This window comes from Brevundimonas sp. GW821-FHT12C05, from assembly GCF_058807475.1.
In genome coordinates, this window is the sequence record NZ_JBXAQS010000002.1 from 281,662 (window position 1) to 303,069 (window position 21,408).

Here is a 21,408-nt window from a genome sequence, read left to right on the forward strand (position 1 = left end):
AACAACACAGTCTTAGGCCGATCCGGCCGCGAAAAGGAACCCGCTCATGGCCCTCCCCTCGACCCAGCAGGCCGTCCGCTTCGACCGCACCGGAGGGCCGGACGTGCTGGATCTGGTCGAGGTCCCCGTGCCCTCCCCCGGCCCCGGCGAGATCCTGATCCGCCACGCCGCCGTCGGATTGAACTTCATCGACATCTATCAGCGCACCGGCCTCTATCCCCTGCCTCTCCCCTCCCGTCTCGGCCGCGAGGCGGCGGGAACGGTCGAGGCGATCGGCGACGGCGTCACCCGGTTCCAGGTCGGCGACCGGGTCGCCACCGCCACCGCCCCGGTCGGCGCCTATGCGCAGTTCCACGTCCTGCCCGAGACCGCGGCGGTCGCCGTGCCGGACGACATCAGCCTGGAAACCGCCGCCGCCGTCATGCTCAAGGGGATGACCGCCGAGTTCCTGGTCCGTCGGGCGTTTCACGTGAAACAGGGCGACGAGATCCTGCTCCACGCCGCAGCCGGCGGCGTCGGGCTGATCCTGGCCCAATGGGCCAAGTCACTCGGCGCGACCGTCATCGGCACGGTAGGCTCGGAGGCCAAGGCCGCCCTCGCCCGCACCCATGGCAGTGATCATATCGTTCTCTACGATCGCGAGGACGTCGCCGCCCGGGTCAGGGACCTCACCGCCGGCCGCGGCGTCGCTGTCGCCTATGACTCCGTCGGCCAGTCCACCTTCGAGTCTTCGCTGGCCAGTCTGAAGCGGCGCGGGACCCTGGTCCTGTTCGGTAACGCCTCAGGCCCGGTCCCGCCGTTCGACCCGCTGCGCCTGTCGCGCGGCGGCTCGCTCTACGTCACCCGCCCGACCCTGTTCGACTATGTCGCGACGACCGAAGAGCTGGACGCCAGCGCCGCCGCCCTGTTCGAGGTGATCCGCTCCGGCGCGGTCAAGGTTGAAATCGGCCAGACCTTCCCGCTGGCGGAGGTGCGGCAGGCGCACGAGGCGCTGGCAGGTCGGAAGACGACGGGTTCGACGCTGCTAATCCCATAGGCCTAGCCCTGCCCCGGCTGGGGCGGGCAGGAGGCTTCCACCAGATCATCCGCTGCTACGCGGAACCCAGTCGCGCCGTCGGCGACGATGCGGACCGCCGACGTCGCCCGATAGGTCCCACCATTCCGCGCGACGTCGCTGAAGCAGGCGATGACGCCCGTCTTGTCCCGACGGATGATCCAGAGACCCAACTCCCATGGTTGATCTCCGACGGCCTCCGCCATCGCGTCATCCGCGCCGCTCCCGGAGAACTGCGTGAAGCCAAAATCGGCCGGATAGCGACGCCCGTTCTCACGCGATTGGGCTGTCGAGTTCCTGAAGGTCGTCAGGTCCAGCCTTCTCAGGACGTCCTTGGCGGTCCACGTCGACGGGGCTGCCTCGGAGTTGGAGACGCAAGCGCCAACCATCACCATACAGGTCAAAGTCGCTGCGTTTCGCCATTGGCCCGTTCTCATACCAAAGCTGTACCAGCCGATCCCTCAAAACAGAAAGGGCCCCGGATCGCTCCGGGGCCCTACTCGATTCCGTGCCGCGGCTGCGGCTCAGGTGTTCATCGACTGGAAGAAGTCGCCGTTGTTCTTGGACTGGCGCAGCTTGTCGAGCAGGAACTCGATCGCGTCCTGCGGGCCCATCGGGTTGAGGATGCGGCGCAGGACATAGGTCTTGGCCAGCTGGTCCTTCGGGGTGATGAGGTCTTCCTTGCGGGTGCCGGACTTGAGCACGTCGATGGCCGGGAAGATGCGCTTGTCAGCGACCTTCCGGTCCAGGACGATTTCCGAGTTACCGGTGCCCTTGAACTCTTCGAAGATGACCTCGTCCATCCGCGAGCCGGTGTCGATCAGGGCGGTGGCGATGATGGTCAGCGAGCCCCCCTGCTCCACATTCCGCGCCGCGCCGAAGAAGCGCTTGGGACGCTGCAGGGCGTTGGCGTCGACACCCCCGGTCAGGACCTTGCCCGACGACGGGACGGTGGCGTTGTAGGCGCGGCCCAGGCGGGTGATCGAGTCCAGCAGGATGACGACATCCTTCTTGTGCTCGACCAGGCGCTTGGCCTTTTCGATCACCATCTCGGCGACGGCGACGTGGCGGGTGGCCGGCTCATCGAAGGTCGAGGCGATGACCTCGCCCTTCACCGTGCGCTGCATGTCCGTCACTTCTTCCGGGCGCTCGTCGATCAGCAGGACGATCAGGAAGACTTCCGGGTGGTTGCGCTCGATCGACTTGGCGATGTTCTGCAGCATGACCGTCTTGCCGACGCGCGGCGGGGCGACGATCAGGCAGCGCTGGCCCTTGCCGAGCGGGGCGACGATGTCGATCACCCGGCCCGAACGGTCCTTCAGGGTCGGGTCCTGGATCTCCATGTGGATCCGCTCTTCCGGATAGAGCGGGGTCAGGTTGTCGAACAGGACCTTGGTCTTCACCATCTCGGGGTCTTCGAGATTGATGGTGTCGACCTTCAGCAGGGCGAAGTAGCGCTCACCCTCGCGCGGGCCGCGGACGGCGCCGTGAATGGTGTCGCCCGAGCGCAGGCCGAAGCGGCGGATCTGCGACGGCGAGACATAGATATCGTCCGGGCCCGGAAGATAGTTGGCGTCCGGGCTGCGCAGGAAGCCGAAGCCGTCCGGAAGGATCTCGAGCACGCCGTCGGCGATGATCTCGACTTCCTCGTCGGCCAGGGCCTTCAGGATGGCGAACAGCAGGTCCTGCTTGCGCAGGTTGGAGGCGTTCTCGACCTCCAGCCCCTCGGCGAAGGCGACCAGGTCGGCCGGCGTCTTCTCGTTGAGCTCGGCCAGGGTGATGCGGCCGTTGGGAACGATCGGCTCGCCGTCGTCATCTTCGTCTTCATCGGCCTCCTGGTCGACCATCGGCAGGTCGGCGGCGGAGACCTCGTTCGACGGCTCGTCGAAGGTTTCGGTCTCGGGCGAGGTCGGATCGGTGTCGCGGACGTCGGTCATGGGAATTCGTCTTCTGGCATGCGCGCCCGGGCGCTCGCCGGGGCGAGGTCGGGTCAGGCTGGCGATGTCTGGCCTTGCGGCCGGCAGGAAGGGCGATGGAGTCCCGCAGGGTCGATCCGGCAGGCATCGCTTTGAGAGAGGGACCGTCCGGCGAAACGCCAGGATCGGTTCGCGACCAGCGAAACCATGGTTCCGGGGGTCAGGTCAAGCGGGGCCTCAACCGAACGTCCACTCCGTCGTCACCGACAACACCATGATGATGGCCAGGACGAAGGGGATTTCGTTGGTCATGCGCCAGAACCGGCCCGAGTATTTCGAGGTCCCGGCCGCGATCTTCTTCCTCTGCCCGGCCAGGAAGCCGTGCCAGCCGGCCAGCAGGAAGACCCCGATCAGCTTGGTGATCATCCATGGCTGGTGGACGAAGCTCCAGTCCGCGCCCTCCCCACTGCGCAACCAAAGCAGCCAACCGCCGAAGACGAAGGCCAGCACCATGGCCGGGTTGACGATGATGCGCAGCAGCCGCCCCTGCCAGATCCGCAGCAGAGCCTGCATCTCGCTTTTCAGCGGTTCGGCCTTGCCGTTCTGTTCGGCGTCATAGGCGTAGAGGCGGGGCAGGAAGAGCATGCCCGCCATCCAGGCGATCACCGCCAGGATGTGCAGGCCGCGGGCCAGGTCGTACCAGTTCACGCCGCTCTCCGGTCGCAGGTGCGCGGACAGGCCTTCCAGTCCGCGCGGCAGCCCGGACCGTGCGGCGCGACGCCGGTTCGCGCAAGCGCGCCGACGGCCGCCTCGGCCAATCCGTCGATGAAGGCCTCGGTCACCCCGACCGCCGGAACGCGCAGATAGGGAACCACGCCGAGCTTGTGCGCCAGCTCGCCGTATTCGATGTCCAGCTCGACCAGGGTCTCGACGTGTTCGGAGACGAAGGCGATGGGCGCGACCACCGCGCCGACGCCGTCCTTCGCCGCCTGTTCAATGGCCTCAATGGTCGACGGCCCCAGCCATTTCATCGGCCCGACGCGGCTTTGATAGCAGACGGACCAGTCGGTCAGACCCGCCGCGGCCGCCACGGCGGCGCAGGTCGATTCCACCTGCTCCTGGTAGGGATCGCCCTTCTTCTCGACCAGGCTTTCCGGAATGCCGTGGGCGGAGAACAGCACCCGGATCGGCTGGTTTCCCGCCTCGGCGAGCTTGCCCCGGATCGCCTCGGCCTGGGCCTCGACCCAGCCCCGGGCCTGGGGCCAGCAGCACACCGTGCGCACCACGCCGGATCCGGCATAGGCGGCGTTCCAGGCCTTCAGCGAGCTCTCGCTCGTCGTGGTCGAGAATTGCGGGTAGAGCGGCAGCAGCACGATCTCGTCCGGCCCGAAGACGGCCACGTCGGCGGCGGTCTCCTCGGTCAGCGGCGACCAGTAGCGCATGGCGACGAAGGCCTGGACCTCGTCCTGCGGCAGACGGCGGCCCAGGGCGGCCGCCAGCGCATCGGCCTGTTTCCGAGTCTCAGGCAGCAGGGGCGAACCTCCGCCCATCAGCGCGTAGTTGGCCTGGGCCGTCTTCTCGCGGCGACTGGAAATCAGCTTCGCCAGCGGCGTGCGCGCGAAGCCCGGCAGGCCGATGATGGCCGGGTCGTTGAACAGGTTGAACAGGAAGGGCTTCACCGAAGCCTGATCGTCCGGCCCGCCCAGATTGAACAGGACGACGGCGATGCGGCGGCCCTTCATCCCTGTCATTGCGCGCCGATCCGTTTCAGCACCTGCTCGACATGGGCGATCGGCACGTCCGGCAGGATTCCGTGGCCGAGGTTGAAGATCCACGGTCCTTGTCCCCACGCCTCCAGCAGCTGATCCACCCGACGGTCCAGCAACGGTCCGCCGGCGCGCAGAAGCAGGGGATCCAGCGCGCCCTGGATAGTCTTGATCTTCTGGACCCGTTGTCCGAGCGGCAACGGGCAGGCGGTGTCCAGGGCCACGCCCTGCACCGCGACTTCATGCGCATAGCGTTCCGCCAGCGCCGCCGAGCCACGGGGGAAACCGATCAGGGGCGTGGTCACGCCCAGTTCGCGCACTCGCTTCACCAGCTTGATGTGCGGCTGCAAGACCAGGGTCTCGAACAGATCGTCCGGCAGGCCCTCGGCCCAGCTCTCGAAGATCTTGAGCGTCTGCGCCCCGGCGTCCGCCTGCATCTTCAGATAATGGGCCGTGGCCTCGACCAGCACGTCCAGGACGCCCGCGACCTTTTCCGGTTCGGCATAGGCGTAGGTCCGGGCCTGGGCCCGTTCGCCCTTGCCGATCGTCCGGGCTTCACCGTCCAGCATATAGGTCGCCACTGTCCACGGCGCGCCCGCGAAGCCGATCAGGGCCTTGGACGGATCCAGCTGCTCACGCACCAGCGACAGGGTCTGTCCGATGGAGTTCAGGGCCTCGCCCGCGCCCTCGGCCTTGTCCCGCATGGCTTCGACCGACGGCATGGCGCCCAGCCGAGGCCCTTCGCCGGCCTCGAACCAGACGTCCTGGCCGAGCGCCCGGGGGATCAGCAGGATGTCGGCGAACACGATGGCGGCGTCGAAGCCGAACCGGCGCATCGGCTGCAGGGTCGCCTCGGCGGCCTTCTCCGGATCGTGGCAGAACTCGATGAAGCCCGGGGTCGTCGCTCTCAGCGCCCGGTACTCCGGCAGGTATCGCCCGGCCTGACGCATGAACCACACCGGCGGACGAGACGTCGTCTCTCCGGCGAGGGCCTTGAGGAACAGCGGAGTGTCGGGGGAGGTCGTCATGTGACCGTCGGCTTACCGGGGGGCGAGGACAGGCTCAAGCCCGACCCGTGTCGCACCCCTCCCCTTCTTATAAATCGAATTGATTTAAGGGTTGAAGGAAGTGGCTAGGGCGGGGGATGGCGGGGACAATCGGGTGAAATGCACCGTCTGCGGAGCGGTTGTCCGCATTCAGTCACAGGCTGATCGACAGACCCGGTCCGCCCTGTCGATACCGGGGATAACCCTTAACAAGACCTTAACATCGGGCCTTTTCGGGCATTTGAGCGGCCGGCGGGCCTGGGCGCCGGTTCGGGTGACTCCGGTTCCTCCACAAGCGAACCCCGTGACCGGATCGGCCGGTGGAGAACCGGGTGCAGGACCGGGATGCTGCTCCACCGTCATCCCCGCTCGCCGCCTTCACCGGGGAAAGCTATAGAGATCGGCGCCCGGGCCGCACGGAACGGCGCCCCGTCCCGTCCACAGGAGTCCGCGCGCCATGGACCCGTTATCCCAATGAGTCCTGTCCGATGAATCCGGGTCGTCCCGCCGGGGCCTCGCGCCTGGCCACCTATTTCCACGTCCACCTGGTCTCTGACTCCACCGGCGAGACCCTGAACGCCATGGCCAAGGCCGTGGTGGCGCGCTTCGACGGCGTCATCCCCATTGAGCACATCTACGCCCTGGTGCGCTCAGACCGGCAGATGGAGCGGGTTCTGGAAGAGATCGCCGCCGCGCCCGGCGTGGTTTTGCACACCTTGGTCGACCGCGAGCTGCGCGAACAGCTCGAGGAGGGCTGCCGCCGTCTCGACATGCCCCAGATCGCGGCCCTGGATCCGCTGGAGACCGTGCTGTCCCGCTATCTCGGCGCGGCCCTGGCGCCTCGCGTGGGCGCCCAGCACGCCCTGAGCTCCGAGTATTTCGACCGCATCGCCGCCCTGGACTTCGCCATGGCCCACGATGACGGTCAGGGCGCCACGGAACAGCTCGAGACCGCCGATGTGGTCCTGTGCGGGGTCAGCCGGACCTCCAAGACCCCGACCTGTATCTACCTGGCCCACCGCGGCATCCGCGCGGCCAATGTTCCTCTGGTGCCGGGCCAGGAGGACGGAGAGCGCCTCGTCGCCCTCAAGAATCCCCTGGTCATCGGATTGACCGTCTCACCCGACCGGCTGGTGCAGATTCGCCGCAACCGCCTCGATGGCCTGAACGCCGGCCACGCCTCGGCCTACATCGACCACGACGCCGTGCGCGAGGAGACGGTCAAGGCGCGCCGGGCCTTCGAACGGCGGGGGTGGCCGGTCATCGACGTGACCCGCCGCTCGGTCGAGGAGACCGCCGCGGCTATCATCAATGTGCTCAATGAGCGCCGCACCAAGCGGGCGGCCGCCTCATGGTAAAGCGATCCGAACGACTGATCCTGGCGTCCAAGAGCGCCGCTCGCCGCGCCATGCTGGAGGGCGCCGGCGTACCCTTCTCGGTCCAGGTCGCCGATGTGGACGAGGATGCGGTCAAGGCGGTGCACGACCCGGCCGACGCCGCCGGCCTGGCGGTCGAACTGGCCCGGGTCAAGGCGTTGGCGGTTTCCCGCCACGACCCGGACGCCTGGGTTCTGGGCGCCGACCAGACCCTGGCCTTCGACGGCGGCCTGATCTCCAAGGCCCGCTCGCTGGATGAGGCCCGCGCCCGCCTTTCGGCCATGCGCGGCAGGCCCCATGCGCTCCATTCCGGCGCGGCCTTGGCCCGCAACGGCCAGATCGTCTGGTCCGGCGTCGATACGGCCTTGATGCAGGTGCGGGTGTTTTCGGACGCCTTCCTGGACGCCTATCTGGACCGTGAGGGCGAAAGCCTTCTGTCCAGCGTCGGTTCGTACAAGCTTGAAGGTATGGGCTCCCAGCTCTTCGACCGCATCGACGGCGACTATTTCACAGTCCTGGGCATGCCCCTGTGGCCGGTGCTAACCGAGCTGCGCCGGGCCGGGGTGCTGCGGGCATGACAGTGGACATCGGCATCGTCGGCCAACCGGTCACCCACTCGCTGAGCCCGTTCATCCACTCCGCCTGGATAAAGGCGGCAGGGATTGACGCCCACTATGGCAGCTACGGTCCCGGGGACGCGGATCAGTTCAAGGCCCTCATGGACTGGGGACGCCGAGGCGGTTTGCGCGGCCTGAACGTGACGGCTCCGTTCAAGGAGCTTGCCCTGTCGTTGGCGGATGAGATCGAGCCGACGGCCGCGACCTGTGGAGCGGCCAATCTGCTGCTGTTCGAGGGGGGCCGCATCCAGGCCGACAGCACGGACGGCGAAGGATTGATGGCCGCATTGGCCGAACAGGCGCCGCTGCTGGACGTGCCCGGTCGGCAGATAGTCGTGCTGGGCGCGGGCGGCGCGGCGCGGGCGGCGGTGGCGGCGCTCAAGGCGGCTGGCGCCGAGGTCGGGGTGCTGAACCGGACGGCTGAGCGGGCGCGGGCGCTGGCGGACGATCTGGGCGTGACGGTGGTCGATGCTGGCGCGCTGGAGGAGGCCGCTCTGGTCGTCAATGCGTTGAGTATTCGCCCTGCGATCGACCTCGAGGCTCTGCGGGATGACGCGGTGCTGATGGACATGACCTATCGACCGTTGATGACCCCCTTCCTGGCGGCGGGGCAAGCGCGTGGCCTGACGGTCGTGGACGGCCTGGCCATGTTGATCGGCCAAGCGCGGCCATCATTTGAGGCCTGGTTCGGGATCCAACCGCCCGATGTCGATGTGCGGCGGATCGCGCTGCGGGTGCTGGAGGGCGAGCCATGATCGTGCTCGGCCTGACCGGCTCCATCGGCATGGGCAAGTCGACGACAACCGCCATGTTCGCCGACCATGGCGCCCTGATCTGGAACGCCGACGAGGCCGTTCATCGGCTCTATGCCCAGGGCGGGGCGGCGGTCGCGCCTGTCGACGAGGCTTTTCCCGGCGTCGTGGCGGACGGCGCCGTCGATCGGGTCCGGCTGGCCGAGGCGTTGGGCCGGGACGATCAGGCTTTCCGCCGGCTGGAAGCCATCGTCCATCCGCTGGTCCTGAAGGGACGGATCGAGGATCTGGAGGCCGCCGAGGCTCGGGGCGTCAAACTGGCCGTGCTGGACATTCCCCTGCTGTTCGAGACCGGCGGAGACGCCGCCGTCGATGCGGTGGTGGTGGTCTCGGCCCCCGCCTCCGTTCAGGCCGAACGGGTTTTGGCCCGCCCCGGCATGACGCGCGAACGGTTCGAGGCCATCCTGTCGCGCCAGATGCCGGACGTCGAGAAACGCCGCCGCGCCGACTTCGTGATCGACACCGGCGAGGGGCTGGAGGCGGCGCGAGCCCGGGTGGATGAAATCGTGGGGATGGTTCTGTCCCAAGACTGGACCCCGCCCCGTCGCGGTCTTCCGAAAGCCGCCGAACGCCCCCATTAAGGGGTCATGTCCCGCGAAATCGTTCTCGACACCGAAACCACCGGCTTTGATCCGAGGACGGGCGACCGGCTGATCGAGGTCGGCTGCATCGAGATCATGGATCTGCTGCCGACCGGCCGGACCTACCACACCCTGGTGAACCCTGAGCGGCTGATCCCGCCGGACGCCATCCGGGTGCACGGCATCACCGATGACAAGGTCAAGGACGCGCCGAAATTCGCCCAGATCGTCGCCGATCTGGCCGCCTTCATCGGCGACGCGCCGGTGATCGCCCACAACGCCCAGTTCGACCGCAACTTCATCGACCACGAGTACAATCGCTGCGGCCATCCGCTGATCGAGGAGACCCGCTGGATCGACACCCTCCAGCTGGCCCAGAAGAAATTCCCGGGCATGCCCAACTCGCTGGACGCCCTGTGCAAGCGCTTCAAGGTCAGCCTGGCCGACCGGACCTTCCACGGCGCCCTGATCGACGCCCGCCTGCTGGCCGAGGTCTATCTGGAGCTGCGCGGTGGCAAGGAACGCCGGCTGGACCTGTCGTCGGCCCGGGTCACCGTCGCCGGCGGTCCGGTGGCCGTCGCCGCCCACGGCGCCCGCCCGCGTCCGCTGGAGCCGCGCTCGACGCCCGAGGAACGCGCCGCCCACCTGGCCTTCCTCAAGGCGACCCTGAAGGACCAGTCCCTGTGGGAAGCCTATGGACTGGACGTGGAAAAGGCGTCCGCCGCCTGACGAACGCCTCCATTTTTAGCGCCCTATCGCAGGCGACGCGGTCGCCTGCTGCTTGAGGACGGGCGGGACCCGCCCCTCCCGATAGGTTCGTCGATTACGCCTGGCCGCTGTCGGCCGGGCCGCGGGCGATCTGCTGCTGGCGGGCGACGTAGATGGACGCGAAGTCGATCGGGTCCAGCATGAAGGGCGGATAGAAGCCGCCGTCCGAGGTCGCGCGGGCGATGATCTCGCGGGCGAACGGGAACAGGTAGCGCGGGCATTCGATCAGCAGCAGCGGCTCGATGTCCTGCTCGGCCACGCCCTGCAGGGCGAACAGGCCGCCGTATTGCAGTTCGACGTTGAACACGGTCATGGCGTCGGTGGTGGCCTTGATCGACAGGCGCAGCTCGACTTCGAACAGACCGTCCTGGCGGCCCTGGGCGTTCATCTCGACGCCCATGTCGATCGCCGGCTTGCCGTCGATGCGCAGGCTGTCCGGCGCCTTCGGGTTCTCGAAGGACAGATCCTTCACATACTGGGCGACGATGCGGAAACCCGGGCCCATGGGCGGCTGGCCGTTGGTCTCGGCGGGGTTGGCGTCGGCGGGCGGAGCAGCGTCGGTCATGGGTGGAAGTTCTGTCTGGAAGGTGGGTCGGACGACTGTCCGGAAGGCGCGGCGACTAGCATGAGAGCCCCCCTGCGGCAACGACGCTCGCCCAACCGGTAGGGCGGCGCGCCTTGCGCGCCCCTATATGACCCCCTAATCGTCGTTTCATGCGCCCGTCCCCCGGGGCGCCCTTCAAGGATTGCCCGTGCCGCCGGTTCAGGTCCAGATCGTCATCTTCGCCGTCATCGCGGCCTTCGTGCTGTTCCAGCTCTACAATGTGCTGGGCAAGAAGGTCGGCCGTCAGCCGGAAGAAGACGCCCGCGCCCAGCCGCCGGCGCCGGCCGCCGCGCCCCAGGGAGAAGCGGGCGCGAACCGTCCGGGCGTGCTGGACGCCGTGACCCTGGCCTCCATCGCCGGTCTCAAGGCCCGCGATCCGGCCTTTGATCCCGTCCGCTTCCTCGAGGGCGCCCGCCAGGCGCACGAGACCATCGTGCGCGCCTACGCCGCCGGCGACCGGGACACTCTCAAGCCCCTGTTGACCGCCAAGGTCATGGAATCCTTCGAGGCCGGCATCGCCGCCCGCGAAGCCCGGGGAGAGACCACGACGGTCGATTTCATCCATCCGGCCCGCGCCGACCTGGAACTGGCCACCGCCGAGGACAACCGCGCCATCGCCAAGGTCCGTTTCCTGGCCGAACTGCGCGACACGGTGAAGCTCGTGGATTCGGCCGCCGAGCCGCAGATCGAGGAGCGTCGGGTCGCGGAGGTCTGGACCTTCGAACGCACGCTCGGCGCCAGCGACCCCAACTGGGTGCTGGCCCGCACCGGACCCGCCGAGGCCTGACCGTGCAGCGCGGGCGCGCCGTGCGGATGCGGGGCGTGGTGGCCGCCGCCCTGTTGGTGTCCCTGCTCGCCGCTTGCGCGACCCGTCCGCCCGTCGTCGCCCCCAGACCCCTACCCGACGGCGGCCCCGCGCCGTCCCGGCCCCAACTGCCTGAACCCCGGCCGACGCCGCGTCCGGAACCGCCGCGCGGCGTAAGTCCCGCGACCCTGCCCGGCTGGGACGAGGAAGACCATCTGTCGGCCTTCAACGCCTGGGCCGATGGGTGCCGCGCCGCCCGGGACGCCGCCGCCCGCGTCCAGTGCGACCGGGCCATGCACATCCGCCAGACCTCGCGGCCCGTGACGCCTTCCATGGCCCGCGCCTTCTTCGAGACCGGCTTCACCGTCGTTCCGGCCGAAACCGCCGACGGACGTCCGGGCCTGCTCACCTCTTATTTCGCGCCGGAATACGCCGCCCGCCATGCGCGGGACGCCGACTTCGACATGCCGGTACTGGCCGCGCCCACGGGTTGGCGCCGGGGCCAGACCCTGCCGCCCCGCGCCGAGATCGAGGCCGCGCCGCCGACGGAGACCCTGGCCTGGATGCGGGCTGAGGACCTGTTCTTCATGCAGATCCAGGGCTCGGGCTATCTGACCTTCGAGGATGGGTCCAAGGCCCGCGCGGCCTACGCCGCCGACAACGGCCAGACTTTCGTCGGCATCGCCCGTCCGATGGCGCAGCAAGGCCTGCTGCCGCAGAACGGAACCTCGGGCGAGGCCATCCGCGCCTGGCTGGCCGCCCATCGCGGGCCCGAGGCCCAGGCGGTGATGGCGCTGAACCCACGCTACATCTTCTTCAAGCTGGACCCGGACGACGGCGGCGATCCCGCCGGCGCGGCGGGCGTTCCCCTGCCCGCCCGCCGCGCCATCGCGGTCGATCCGGCCCATTGGCGCTACGGCGACCTGGTCTGGATCAGCGCCGACGGCGGCAATCTGGCCGGTGCGCGCGGCAGTTATCAGGGGCTGGTGGTGGCGCTGGACACCGGCTCAGCCATCCGCGGCCCGGTCCGCGCCGACCTCTACATGGGCCGGGGCGACGCGGCCGGCGCGGAAGCGGGCGCGGTCAGGCATCCGCTCCGGATGTGGCGGCTGATCCCGCGCCCCTGACCGTCAGCGGCGGCGCTGGCCGAACGAGGGAACGCCCGCAGGCGGGTCGGCGGTCCAGCTGGCCTCTTCTTTCGCCAGAGGCTCCGGGTCCGTGCGGCGCCGGAAGGCCGTGAAGGCGGCGACCGCGCCGACCACGGCCCCGGAGAACATCCCGAAGACGACGGTCATGCCCATGCCCGGATACTGCTGGACCATGGCCTTGACGAACTGCACCGTCGTGGTTCCCGCATCCGTCCCCGCCGAGCGGCCGAACAGGATCGCGAAGAACAGGCCCATCAGGCCCAGGAACAGAATGATCCCGGCGCCGAGGGACAGGCCCGCGCCGCAGAAGATGCCGATGACGCCGAGCCGGGTCAGCTTGCCGGCCTTCGCGGCGACGGCCGCGTTGAACAGGCCCATGGCGCCGATCAGCGGAGTCAGCCCGATCAGGGCCGGTCCGGCCTGCCTGAAGGCGGCTTCATCGATCAGATGGAAGGCGGAGGCGAAGGCCACGATGAATGCCGGCAAAAGCAGCGTCATCAGCCAGGTCGCCGGCATCCAGAGCCATTTGTACGGCCGCGCCTCGAGCATGAGTTTCTCCCGCATGCCGCCCTTGTGGGGCCGCACGCGGAAAGAACCCGTCTACCGGAATGGTGAACGGCCTATCGCCGCTTCAATCCGCCCAGCAGGCCGCGAAGCAGTTCCCGCGTGATCGTCGAGCCCGCCGTGCGCAACACCGACTTGGTCGCCGCCTCGATCGGGGTCTCGCGGGTTGAGCGACGGGCCGGCGCGCGGCTGCGGGCGGCTTCGCGCTCATACTGCGCCTGCTGGCGGGCCTGCTCCTTCTCGCGGGCGGCGGCGGCCTTCTCGGCGTCCTTGGCGGCGACCGCGTCGGCCTTGGCGCGGGCCTCGGCCAGCTTGGCTTCGGCGGCGGCGTGGTCGGCCTCGCCCCGGCGGGCGGCGAGGATTTCCTCGGCGGACTCGCGGTCCACCACCGTGTCATAGAGCCCGCGCACCGGGCTGGCGGCCATGACCTGCGCCCGTTCGGCGTCGGTGGCCGGGCCCAGGCGGCTGTCGGGCGGACGGATGGCGGTGCGGCCGACGATGTTCGGCGCCCCCTTCTCGTCCAGGGTCGAGACCAGGGCCTCGCCCACGCCCAGACCCTGGATGGCCTCGGCGGTGTCGAAGGCGGGATTGGGCCGGAAGCTTTCCGACGCGGCCTTCAATCCCTTCTGCTCGGACGGGGTGTAGGCGCGCAGGGCGTGCTGGATACGGTTGCCCAGCTGGGCCAGGACGCTGTCGGGGATATCCGCCGGGTTCTGGGTGACGAAATAGACGCCCACGCCCTTGGAGCGGATCAGGCGCACGACCTGTTCGACCTTCTCGCGCAGGGCGTCCGGCGTATCGTTGAACAGCAGGTGGGCCTCGTCGAAGAAGAAGACCAGCCGCGGCTTCTCGGGATCGCCGACCTCGGGCAGCTGCTCGAACAGTTCGGACAGCAGCCACAGCAGGAAGGCCGCGTACAGGCGCGGGCTGTTCATCAGCTTGGTCGCGTCCAGCACATTGACCTGGCCCCGGCCGTCCAGGCCGGTGCGCATCATGTCCTCCAGCTTCAGCGCGGGCTCGCCGAAGAAGGCCTTGCCGCCCTGTTGTTCGAGCTGGAGAAGGGCGCGCTGGATGGAGGCGATGGAGGCGGGGGCGACATTGCCGACCTCGCGGCCGATCCGTTCGGCGTTCTCCCCGACATAGACCAACATGGCGCGCAGGTCGTCCAGGTCGAGCAGCAGCAGGCCCTCGGCGTCGGCCACGTGGAAGACCACCGACAGCACGCCCTCCTGCACGTCGTTGAGGTTCAGCATGCGGGCCAGCAGCAGCGGCCCGATCTCGCTGACGGTGGTGCGGATCGGGTGGCCCTTCTCGCCGTACAGATCCCAGAAGACCACCGGGGCGGCCTTCGGATTGAGCGTCAGCCCCATGCTCGCGGCCCGCGCCAACAGCTTCTCGTTGGGCGACCCGGGCAGGGCGATGCCCGACAGATCGCCCTTCACGTCGGCGCAGAAGACCGGCACCCCGGCGTCGGAAAAACCCTGGGCCATGATCTGCAGGGTCACCGTCTTGCCGGTGCCGGTGGCGCCGGCCACCACTCCGTGCCGGTTGGCGCGGCCATAGAGCAGGATTTCGGGCTTGTCGGTTCCGTCCTGCGAGGACTGGCCGAGGAAGACGCCGGTATCGGTCATGGGAACTCCGCATTGAGGGGCGCGCTCATGCTCCACCCGCACGCGCCGCGGTTCAAGGGCGATTGACGCCGCCTCGCGAGACCTTGACCATATGCCGATGAAGCCGCCGATCACCCTTCCGACCTCGACCGTGGCGCGCAACGCCCTCGTGGCCCTCGCCGTGGTCGCCGTGGGCGCGGTGGTTTACTGGCTGGCCGACATCCTCACGCCCCTGGCCATGGCCATCTTCCTGTTGATCATGATCGACGGGGTGAAGCGGTTCATCGAGGACCGGACCGCTATTCCGAACCGCTTCGCCGGCGTCACCGCGCTGATCTTCATCGTGGTGATCTTTTTCGCCTCCATCGCCTTCATCGTGAACGGCGCGGCGGGCTTCTTCTCGGAAGCCAGCGGCGTCACGACGCGTATCGGCCCGCGCATCGACCAGATCCTCAAGGACGGGGCGCAGCTGTTCAACGTCGATACGGCGCCGACGGCCGCGCAGCTCCTGGCCCAGCTCGATGTGCGCAGCTATCTGACCAGCGCCGCGATGCAGGCCCAGGGCGTGCTGAGCGGGTCGCTCTTCGTGATGATCTACCTGGCTTTCCTGCTGGCGTCGCAGGCGGGCTTCCGTCGCAAGATCATCGGTCTGTTCCCTGATCGCACCGCTCGTGGCGAGGCGCTGGAAGTGTTCCAGCGGGTGCGTGGCGGGGTCGAGGGCTATATCTGGGTCCAGACCGTGACGGGGGCGATGATCTGCGCCGCCGCCTGGGTGCTGATGCGGATCGTCGGTCTCCAGAACGCCGAGTTCTGGACCTTCGTGATCTTCATCGTCTGCTTCATTCCCGTGCTGGGCGGCGCCGTCGCCGGCCTGGTCCCGCCCCTGTTCGCCCTGGTGCAGTTCGAGACCTACTGGCAGGCCGGCGTGCTGCTGGTCGGGCTGCAGGCGATCCTGTTCATCAGCGGCAACTTCATCCAGCCGCGCATGCAGGGCGACAACTCCAACATCGATCCGGTGGTGGTGCTGCTGGCCCTGGCCTTCTGGGGCAAGGTCTGGGGCGTGGTCGGCATGTTCCTGTCCACGCCGCTGGCGGTGATGGCCATGGCCATCCTGGCCGAGTTCAGGGGATCGCGCTGGATGGCCATCCTGCTGTCCGGCGACGGCGAGCCCTACGCCGAGACCGAAGGGCCGGTCGGCAAGCCGAAACGGCGCCGCGTCAACCCGCCGCAGATAAAGGACGAATGACGGGCCGGGGCGCCCTTGATTGGTCACAAGCGGCGCCTATCTCCCCTCTGTCGCCGCGGGCCCCCCTCCCCCCCAAGCCCGCGGTTGAAGCGATCGGCGCCAACCCTCCCCCTCCTGGGCGCCGATCCGAAGCAGGCCGCCGAACGCAAGTTCGGCGGCCTTGTCGTTTCCGGAGGGCGTATCCGCCTCTGACTGATCGCCGATAACCGGCGCCGGCCTCCGCAAAGGACCGGCGCCGCCGTTTTTGGGGGTTCACGCTGCCGTCAGGCTGGCCTAGGACCGCCCGACTGACCGGACCTTGCCCCCGCGCGGGAGCGGTCTAGTCTGCCTTCTGAACCGGCGGCCCGCCCGGGCCGCGCCATACGAGACCTGTCCATGTCCGGCGCCACCGCCCCCACGCTCCCTCAGGCGATCAACCTGGAGGCGCTGGAGGCGAATTTCGCAGCCGCGAACGGCCATCCGCCCGGCCCGGCCGAGAAGGCCTACCTGTCCCAGGTGCTGGAAGACTACGCCGCCGACGAGACGCCGGAACTGGACGGCGCGGATCTCGCCGCCCTGCTGGCCACGGTGTGGCGTTCGGTCGCCGAACACGATCCGGCGGCTCCGGCCCGCATCAGCGTCGGTCCGCACACCGGCGCCAAGGGCGCGATCTCCGGCTATGACGTCCTGACCATCATCCAGAACGACAAGCCGTTCCTGGTCGACAGCGTCATGGGCGAGCTGGCCGAGGCCGGCGTCACCGTCCGTTCGATGTTCCACCCGATCGTCGAGGGGCCGACCGGCCGCGTCTCGGTGATCATCGTCGTCATCGACGCCCTGCCGCAGGAGCGCCGCGACGCCCTGGGCGAGGCCATGGCCCAGACCCTGGCCGATGTGCGTTCGGCCGTGACCGATCACGGCGCCATGAACGACCTGATCAGCCGTTCGATCGCCCACCTCGAAACCTCGCCTCCGGGCGTCGACGCCGAGGTTCTGGCCGAGAACCTGGAATTCCTGCGCTGGCTGGCGTCGGATCACTTCGTCTTCCTCGGCGCCCGCGACTACGACTATCCGCGCGGCAAGAACGGCGAGTACGAGGCCGAGGCTCCTCTGTCCCAGTCGGGCGTCGGCCTGGGCGTGCTGGCGGATCCCGAGCGCACCGTGTTGCGCCGCGCCTCCGAACCGGCCGTTCTGACCAAGCAGATGAAGCGCCAGCTGGACCTGTCCGAGCCGGTCACCGTCGCCAAGGCCAACGTCCGTTCGCGCGTCCATCGCCGGGCCTACATGGACTATGTCGGGGTCAAGCGTTTCGGCGCCGACGGACGTCCCTCGGGCGAGACCCGCTTCGTCGGCCTGTTCACCGCCGAGGCCTATGACAAGGCCGCGTCGGAAGTGCCGCTGATCCGCCGCAAGGTCGCCAATGCGCTTGCCCGCGCGGGCAAGCTGGAAGGCACGCACAGCTACAAACGGCTGAAGAACATTCTGGAAAACTATCCGCGCGACGAGCTCTTCCAGATCACCGAGGACGAGCTGCTCGACATCGCCCTGGGCATCCTGCACCTGCATGACCGCCCGCGGATCAAGACCTTCACCCGCAAGGATCCGTTCGACCGTTTCGTCTCGGTCCTGGCCTTCATCCCGCGCGAGCGTTTCGACGCCTCGGTCCGTGAACGGATCGGCGCCATCCTGGCCCGCGCCTGGGGCGGCCGCCTGTCCGCCTGGTATCCGCAGCTGTCGGACCAGCCGCTGGTCCGCATCCACTACATCATCGGCGTGACCCCCGGCGACCATCCGTGCCCGGACCAGGCCGCGCTGGACGCCGAGGTCGCCGAGGCCGGCCGCAGCTGGATCGACCGTTTCGAAAGCGCCCTGCGCGCCGCCGACGTGGAAGAGGTCTCGGTCGGGCCGGTCAGCGCCCGCTGGGCCGACGCCTTCGGGGCCGGCTATCGCGACCGCTATGACGCGGCCGAGGCCGTCGCCGACTACCAGGCCATCGACACGCTCAACGCCTCGGGCGAGGTCGGCGCCGGGGAACCTGTGGCCGTGCGCGCCTTCCGCACCGGCCGCGACGGCCCTCTGAACTTCCGTTTCAAGCTGTACCGTCGCGGCGCGGCCGTGCCGTTGTCCGACGTCCTGCCCATCCTGGCGGACATGGGTCTGAAGACGCTCGAGGAGTGGGGCTATGCCCTCAAGCCCTCGGGCGACACCGAGATCCACGTGCACGAATTCCTGCTTGAGGACCCGCGCGGCGGCGACCTCAGCTTCGACACGGTCAAGGACCCGTTCGAGTCCGCCTTCGCCGCCGTCTGGAACGGCCGCACCGAGAGCGACGGCTTCAACCGCCTGGTGCTCGAACTGGGCGTGGGCTGGCGCGACGCGGCCCTGATCCGCACCCTGGCCCGCTATCGCCAGCAGACCGGCCTGGATCCGTCGCAGGCGGTTCAGGAAGAGGCCCTGCGCGACTATCCGGCGGTGGCCCGCGCCATCCTGGCCCTGTTCGACGCCAAATTCAGCCCGGCCGCGGGCGGCGACGCGGCGGCCCGCGAGACGGCGGTCGCCGATCTGGCCGCCCACATCAACGACCTGCTGCAGGACGTGAAGAGCCTAGACCACGACAAGGCGCTGCGCCGCCTGTCGCTGCTGGTCCAGGCGATCAAGCGGACCAACTACTACCAGCCCGGTCCGGACGGTCAGTCCAAGCCCTATATCTCGATCAAGATCGCCTCGCGCGAACTGGTCGACCTGCCCCTGCCCAAGCCGTTCCGCGAGATCTTCGTCTGGGCGCCCTACATCGAGGGCGTGCACCTGCGCTTCGGCCCGGTCGCCCGGGGCGGCCTGCGCTGGTCGGACCGCCGCGACGATTTCCGCACCGAGGTCCTGGGCCTGGTGAAGGCCCAGCAGGTCAAGAACGCCGTCATCGTGCCCGTCGGCTCCAAGGGCGGCTTCTTCCCGAAGAAGCTGGCCGAGATCGTCCGCGCCGGCGGCGACCGCGACGCCCAGCAGGGCGAGGCCATCCGCGCCTACAAGACCTTCCTGTCCGGTCTGCTCGACGTCACCGACAACATCGCCAAGGACGGCTCCGTCGTCCCGCCCGCCGCCGTGGTGCGCTGGGAAGGGGACGACCCCTATCTGGTCGTGGCCGCCGACAAGGGCACGGCGACCTTCTCGGACATCGCCAACGGCGTCTCGGCCTCGTACGGCTTCTGGCTGGACGACGCCTTCGCCTCCGGGGGCTCGGTCGGTTACGACCACAAGGTCATGGGCATCACCGCTCGCGGCGCCTGGGAGGCCGTGAAGCGGCACTTCCGCGAAGAGGGTAAGGACATCCAGTCCGAGCCCTTCACCGTGGTCGGCGTCGGCGACATGTCGGGCGACGTGTTCGGCAACGGCATGCTGCTGTCCAAGGCGATCAAGCTGGTCGCCGCCTTCGACCACCGCGACATCTTCATCGATCCGAACCCCGACCCCGCGAGCTCGTGGATCGAGCGCGACCGCATGTTCAAGGTCCCGCGCTCGTCCTGGCAGGACTACGACACGTCCAAGATCTCGGCCGGCGGCGGCATCTTCCCGCGCTCGGCCAAGTCGATCGAGCTGACCCCTGAGATCAAGGCCGCGCTCGACATCCAGGAAGACGTCCTGGATCCGGCGGCCCTGATGAAGGCTATCCTCAAGGCCCCGGCCGAGCTGCTCTATTTCGGCGGCATCGGCACCTATGTGAAGGCGCCGAACGAGACCGACGCCCAGGTCGGCGACAAGGCCAATGACGCCATCCGCATCGACGGCGCCGAGGTTCGGGCCAAGGTCATCGGCGAAGGCGCCAACCTGGGCCTGACCCAGGCCGGCCGCATCGCCTTCGCCCGCTCGGGCGGCCGGATCAACACCGACGCCATCGACAACTCCGCCGGCGTCGACAGCTCCGACCATGAGGTCAACATCAAGATCCTGACCGGGGCCGCCATCGCCTCGGGCGCGCTGAAGCAGGAGGACCGCAACGCCCTTCTGGCCTCGATGACCGAAGAGGTCGGCCTCAAGGTGCTGGTCCACAACTACGACCAGACCCTGGCCCTGACCCTGCAGCAGGCCGAGGGCGCGGCCGCGCTGGATTCCCAGCAGCGGTTCATGCAGTGGCTGGGCTCCAAGGGTAAGCTGGACCGCAAGGTCGAGGGCCTGCCCGACGACCTCAAGCTCGCCGAGATGAAGGCGTCCGGCCAGCCGCTGTCGCGCCCCGAACTGGCGGTGCTGACCGCCTATTCCAAGCTTGAGCTGTTCGACGAGATCGTCGCCTCGGGCGCGCCCGACGACGCCTTCTTCAAACAGACCCTGGTCCGCTACTTCCCCGGTCCGCTGGCGAAGTTCGAAGCCGACATGCAGCGGCACCGCCTGAAGCGCGAGATCATCTCGACCATCCTGTCGAACGAGATCGTCAACATGTGCGGCCCGACGTTCCCGGAACGCCTGCGCCTGTCGGCCCAGTGCGACACTGGGGCCATGGTCATCGCCTTCGAGGCGGCCCGTCAGATCTTCCGCCTCGACCAGGCGTGGGACGCGGTGTCGGCGCTGGACGGCAAGATCCCGGCCGAGGCCCAGACCGCCCTCTATCAGGAAATCTCCACCGTCCTGCGCCGCCAGACCTTCTGGCTGGCCAAGCGGGCCGCCCGCGAGGGCGCGACCGTCGACGGCCTGATCGCCGCCTACCGTCCCGCCGCCGACGCCCTGCGTTCGGCCGGCGGCTCCGTCCTCAGCCGCTTCGAGGAAGGCCGCCTGGAGGCCCGGGTGCAGAGCTTCGTGGGCCTGGGCGCCTCCGAGGCGATGGCCAGCGACTTCGCCATGCTGCGCCCTCTGGTCGCCACCGCCGATATCGGCGACCTGGCCCGCGAGGCCGGCTGGCCGGAGCCGGCCATGGCCATGCTCTACCACCAGGTCGGCGCGGCCTTCGACTTCGACCGCCTGCGCGCGGCGGCCGGAAACGTGCCGTCGGCCGACCATTTCGACCGGCTGGCCGTGCGCCGTCTGATCGAGGATCTGATGGCGGAACAGATGACCCTGACCCGCGCCGTGGCCAAGGCCTCGAACGTTTCGGTCGGGGCCAGCGAGGCGGCGGCCGAGAAGGCGGTCGACGATTGGGTCGGTCCGCGTCAGGGCGCGGTCGAGGGCGTCCGCGCGTCGGTCGACGAGATCGAGGCCTCGGGCTCGGGCTGGACCTTCGCCAAGCTGACCATCGCCAACTCGGTCATCCGCGAGATCGCTTCGTCAGCAAGCTGAGGACCGTCAGAATTATACCTGTTGATCGTTGGGCCAGTTATCCAACATCAGGCGTACCGAGTTGCGATGTTCGTTGCGACCATCATCGTGATGGGGCACCCTCTGAAAGGTGGGGACCGCCTTTAAAGACGATCCCCACCCCCGCAGGGTGCGCCAGACGAACATGCGAGGTATTGGGCCTGCCGTCTTGACCACGGCGGGCCCTTCGCATGCCCGACACCGTCATCATGGGCGCTGATTCGCCGCTGCGATAT

The 21,408-nt window shown here is 68.7% G+C and carries 18 protein-coding genes; 10 read left to right on the forward strand and 8 right to left on the reverse strand.

Features of this window, described 5'->3' with window-relative positions; genetic code table 11:
- Positions 1-46: 46 nt before the first annotated feature.
- On the forward strand, positions 47-1,036 hold the full coding sequence (locus AC1RRF_RS10700; RefSeq protein WP_492834420.1) for a quinone oxidoreductase family protein: 990 nt from the start codon (positions 47-49) through the stop codon (positions 1,034-1,036).
- Positions 1,037-1,038: 2 nt separating this feature from the next.
- Here AC1RRF_RS10700 and AC1RRF_RS10705 read toward each other — a convergent pair whose 3' ends face one another.
- The 5 genes from AC1RRF_RS10705 to hemE form a co-directional block, all read right to left on the reverse strand.
- Positions 1,039-1,260: a hypothetical protein gene (locus tag AC1RRF_RS10705; RefSeq protein ID WP_492834421.1), complete on the reverse strand. Its 222-nt coding sequence runs from the start codon at positions 1,258-1,260 to the stop codon at positions 1,039-1,041.
- Positions 1,261-1,578: 318 nt separating this feature from the next.
- Positions 1,579-2,991, reverse strand: coding sequence for a transcription termination factor Rho (gene rho / locus AC1RRF_RS10710; RefSeq protein ID WP_492834422.1), 1,413 nt, complete (start codon positions 2,989-2,991; stop codon positions 1,579-1,581).
- A 216-nt stretch (positions 2,992-3,207) separates the two neighbouring features.
- Complete coding sequence (locus AC1RRF_RS10715) at positions 3,208-3,678, reverse strand: CopD family protein (protein ID WP_492834423.1); 471 nt, start codon at positions 3,676-3,678, stop codon at positions 3,208-3,210.
- The gene (gene hemH / locus AC1RRF_RS10720; protein WP_492834801.1) at positions 3,675-4,712 is read right to left on the reverse strand and encodes a ferrochelatase; all 1,038 of its coding nucleotides are present in this window, start codon (positions 4,710-4,712) and stop codon (positions 3,675-3,677) included. The genes AC1RRF_RS10715 and hemH overlap by 4 nt, the downstream gene beginning before the upstream one ends.
- 5 nt (positions 4,713-4,717) lie before the next feature.
- Positions 4,718-5,764 carry a uroporphyrinogen decarboxylase gene (gene hemE, locus AC1RRF_RS10725; RefSeq protein WP_492834424.1) on the reverse strand — a complete coding sequence of 349 codons (1,047 nt, stop codon included), beginning with the start codon at positions 5,762-5,764 and terminating at the stop codon, positions 4,718-4,720.
- A 506-nt stretch (positions 5,765-6,270) separates the two neighbouring features.
- Between hemE and AC1RRF_RS10730 the strand changes: the two genes are divergently transcribed.
- Genes AC1RRF_RS10730 through dnaQ form a run of 5 tightly spaced genes read left to right on the forward strand, consistent with a single transcriptional unit; the run spans position 6,271 to position 9,897 of the window.
- Positions 6,271-7,140: a pyruvate, water dikinase regulatory protein gene (locus AC1RRF_RS10730; protein ID WP_492834425.1), complete on the forward strand. Its 870-nt coding sequence runs from the start codon at positions 6,271-6,273 to the stop codon at positions 7,138-7,140.
- A complete protein-coding gene (locus tag AC1RRF_RS10735) occupies positions 7,134-7,736 on the forward strand; it encodes a Maf family protein (protein WP_492834426.1) in 603 nt (200 codons plus the stop codon). The genes AC1RRF_RS10730 and AC1RRF_RS10735 overlap by 7 nt, the downstream gene beginning before the upstream one ends.
- Positions 7,733-8,530, forward strand: coding sequence for a shikimate dehydrogenase (gene aroE, locus AC1RRF_RS10740; RefSeq protein WP_492834427.1), 798 nt, complete (start codon positions 7,733-7,735; stop codon positions 8,528-8,530). Before AC1RRF_RS10735 ends, aroE begins: the two co-directional genes overlap by 4 nt.
- Positions 8,527-9,168 carry a dephospho-CoA kinase gene (coaE, locus tag AC1RRF_RS10745; RefSeq protein ID WP_492834428.1) on the forward strand — a complete coding sequence of 214 codons (642 nt, stop codon included), beginning with the start codon at positions 8,527-8,529 and terminating at the stop codon, positions 9,166-9,168. The genes aroE and coaE overlap by 4 nt, the downstream gene beginning before the upstream one ends.
- Positions 9,169-9,174: 6 nt before the next feature.
- Positions 9,175-9,897 (forward strand): DNA polymerase III subunit epsilon, encoded by a 723-nt coding sequence (dnaQ, locus tag AC1RRF_RS10750; RefSeq protein WP_492834429.1) that lies wholly within the window; start codon positions 9,175-9,177, stop codon positions 9,895-9,897.
- A 94-nt stretch (positions 9,898-9,991) separates the two neighbouring features.
- Here dnaQ and secB read toward each other — a convergent pair whose 3' ends face one another.
- The gene (secB, locus tag AC1RRF_RS10755) at positions 9,992-10,501 is read right to left on the reverse strand and encodes a protein-export chaperone SecB (protein WP_492834430.1); all 510 of its coding nucleotides are present in this window, start codon (positions 10,499-10,501) and stop codon (positions 9,992-9,994) included.
- Positions 10,502-10,682: 181 nt separating this feature from the next.
- Between secB and timA the strand changes: the two genes are divergently transcribed.
- Positions 10,683-11,327 carry a TIM44-related membrane protein TimA gene (timA, locus tag AC1RRF_RS10760; protein WP_492834431.1) on the forward strand — a complete coding sequence of 215 codons (645 nt, stop codon included), beginning with the start codon at positions 10,683-10,685 and terminating at the stop codon, positions 11,325-11,327.
- 2 nt (positions 11,328-11,329) lie between these two features.
- Positions 11,330-12,472, forward strand: a complete 1,143-nt coding sequence (locus AC1RRF_RS10765) for an MltA domain-containing protein (RefSeq protein WP_492834432.1) — start codon at positions 11,330-11,332, stop codon at positions 12,470-12,472.
- A 3-nt stretch (positions 12,473-12,475) separates the two neighbouring features.
- On the opposite strand, the gene AC1RRF_RS10770 is transcribed toward AC1RRF_RS10765, so the two are convergent.
- Positions 12,476-13,057, reverse strand: a complete 582-nt coding sequence (locus tag AC1RRF_RS10770; protein ID WP_492834433.1) for a hypothetical protein — start codon at positions 13,055-13,057, stop codon at positions 12,476-12,478.
- A 56-nt stretch (positions 13,058-13,113) separates the two neighbouring features.
- Entirely contained in the window at positions 13,114-14,688 is a 1,575-nt protein-coding gene (locus AC1RRF_RS10775; RefSeq protein ID WP_492834434.1) for a helicase HerA-like domain-containing protein, read from the reverse strand.
- Between the two features lie 97 nt (positions 14,689-14,785).
- Between AC1RRF_RS10775 and AC1RRF_RS10780 the strand changes: the two genes are divergently transcribed.
- Both AC1RRF_RS10780 and AC1RRF_RS10785 read left to right on the forward strand, forming a co-directional pair.
- Positions 14,786-15,913 (forward strand): AI-2E family transporter, encoded by a 1,128-nt coding sequence (locus tag AC1RRF_RS10780; RefSeq protein WP_492834435.1) that lies wholly within the window; start codon positions 14,786-14,788, stop codon positions 15,911-15,913.
- Positions 15,914-16,288: 375 nt separating this feature from the next.
- Positions 16,289-21,154 carry an NAD-glutamate dehydrogenase gene (locus AC1RRF_RS10785; RefSeq protein WP_492834436.1) on the forward strand — a complete coding sequence of 1,622 codons (4,866 nt, stop codon included), beginning with the start codon at positions 16,289-16,291 and terminating at the stop codon, positions 21,152-21,154.
- The last annotated feature ends 254 nt before the right edge of the window (positions 21,155-21,408 follow it).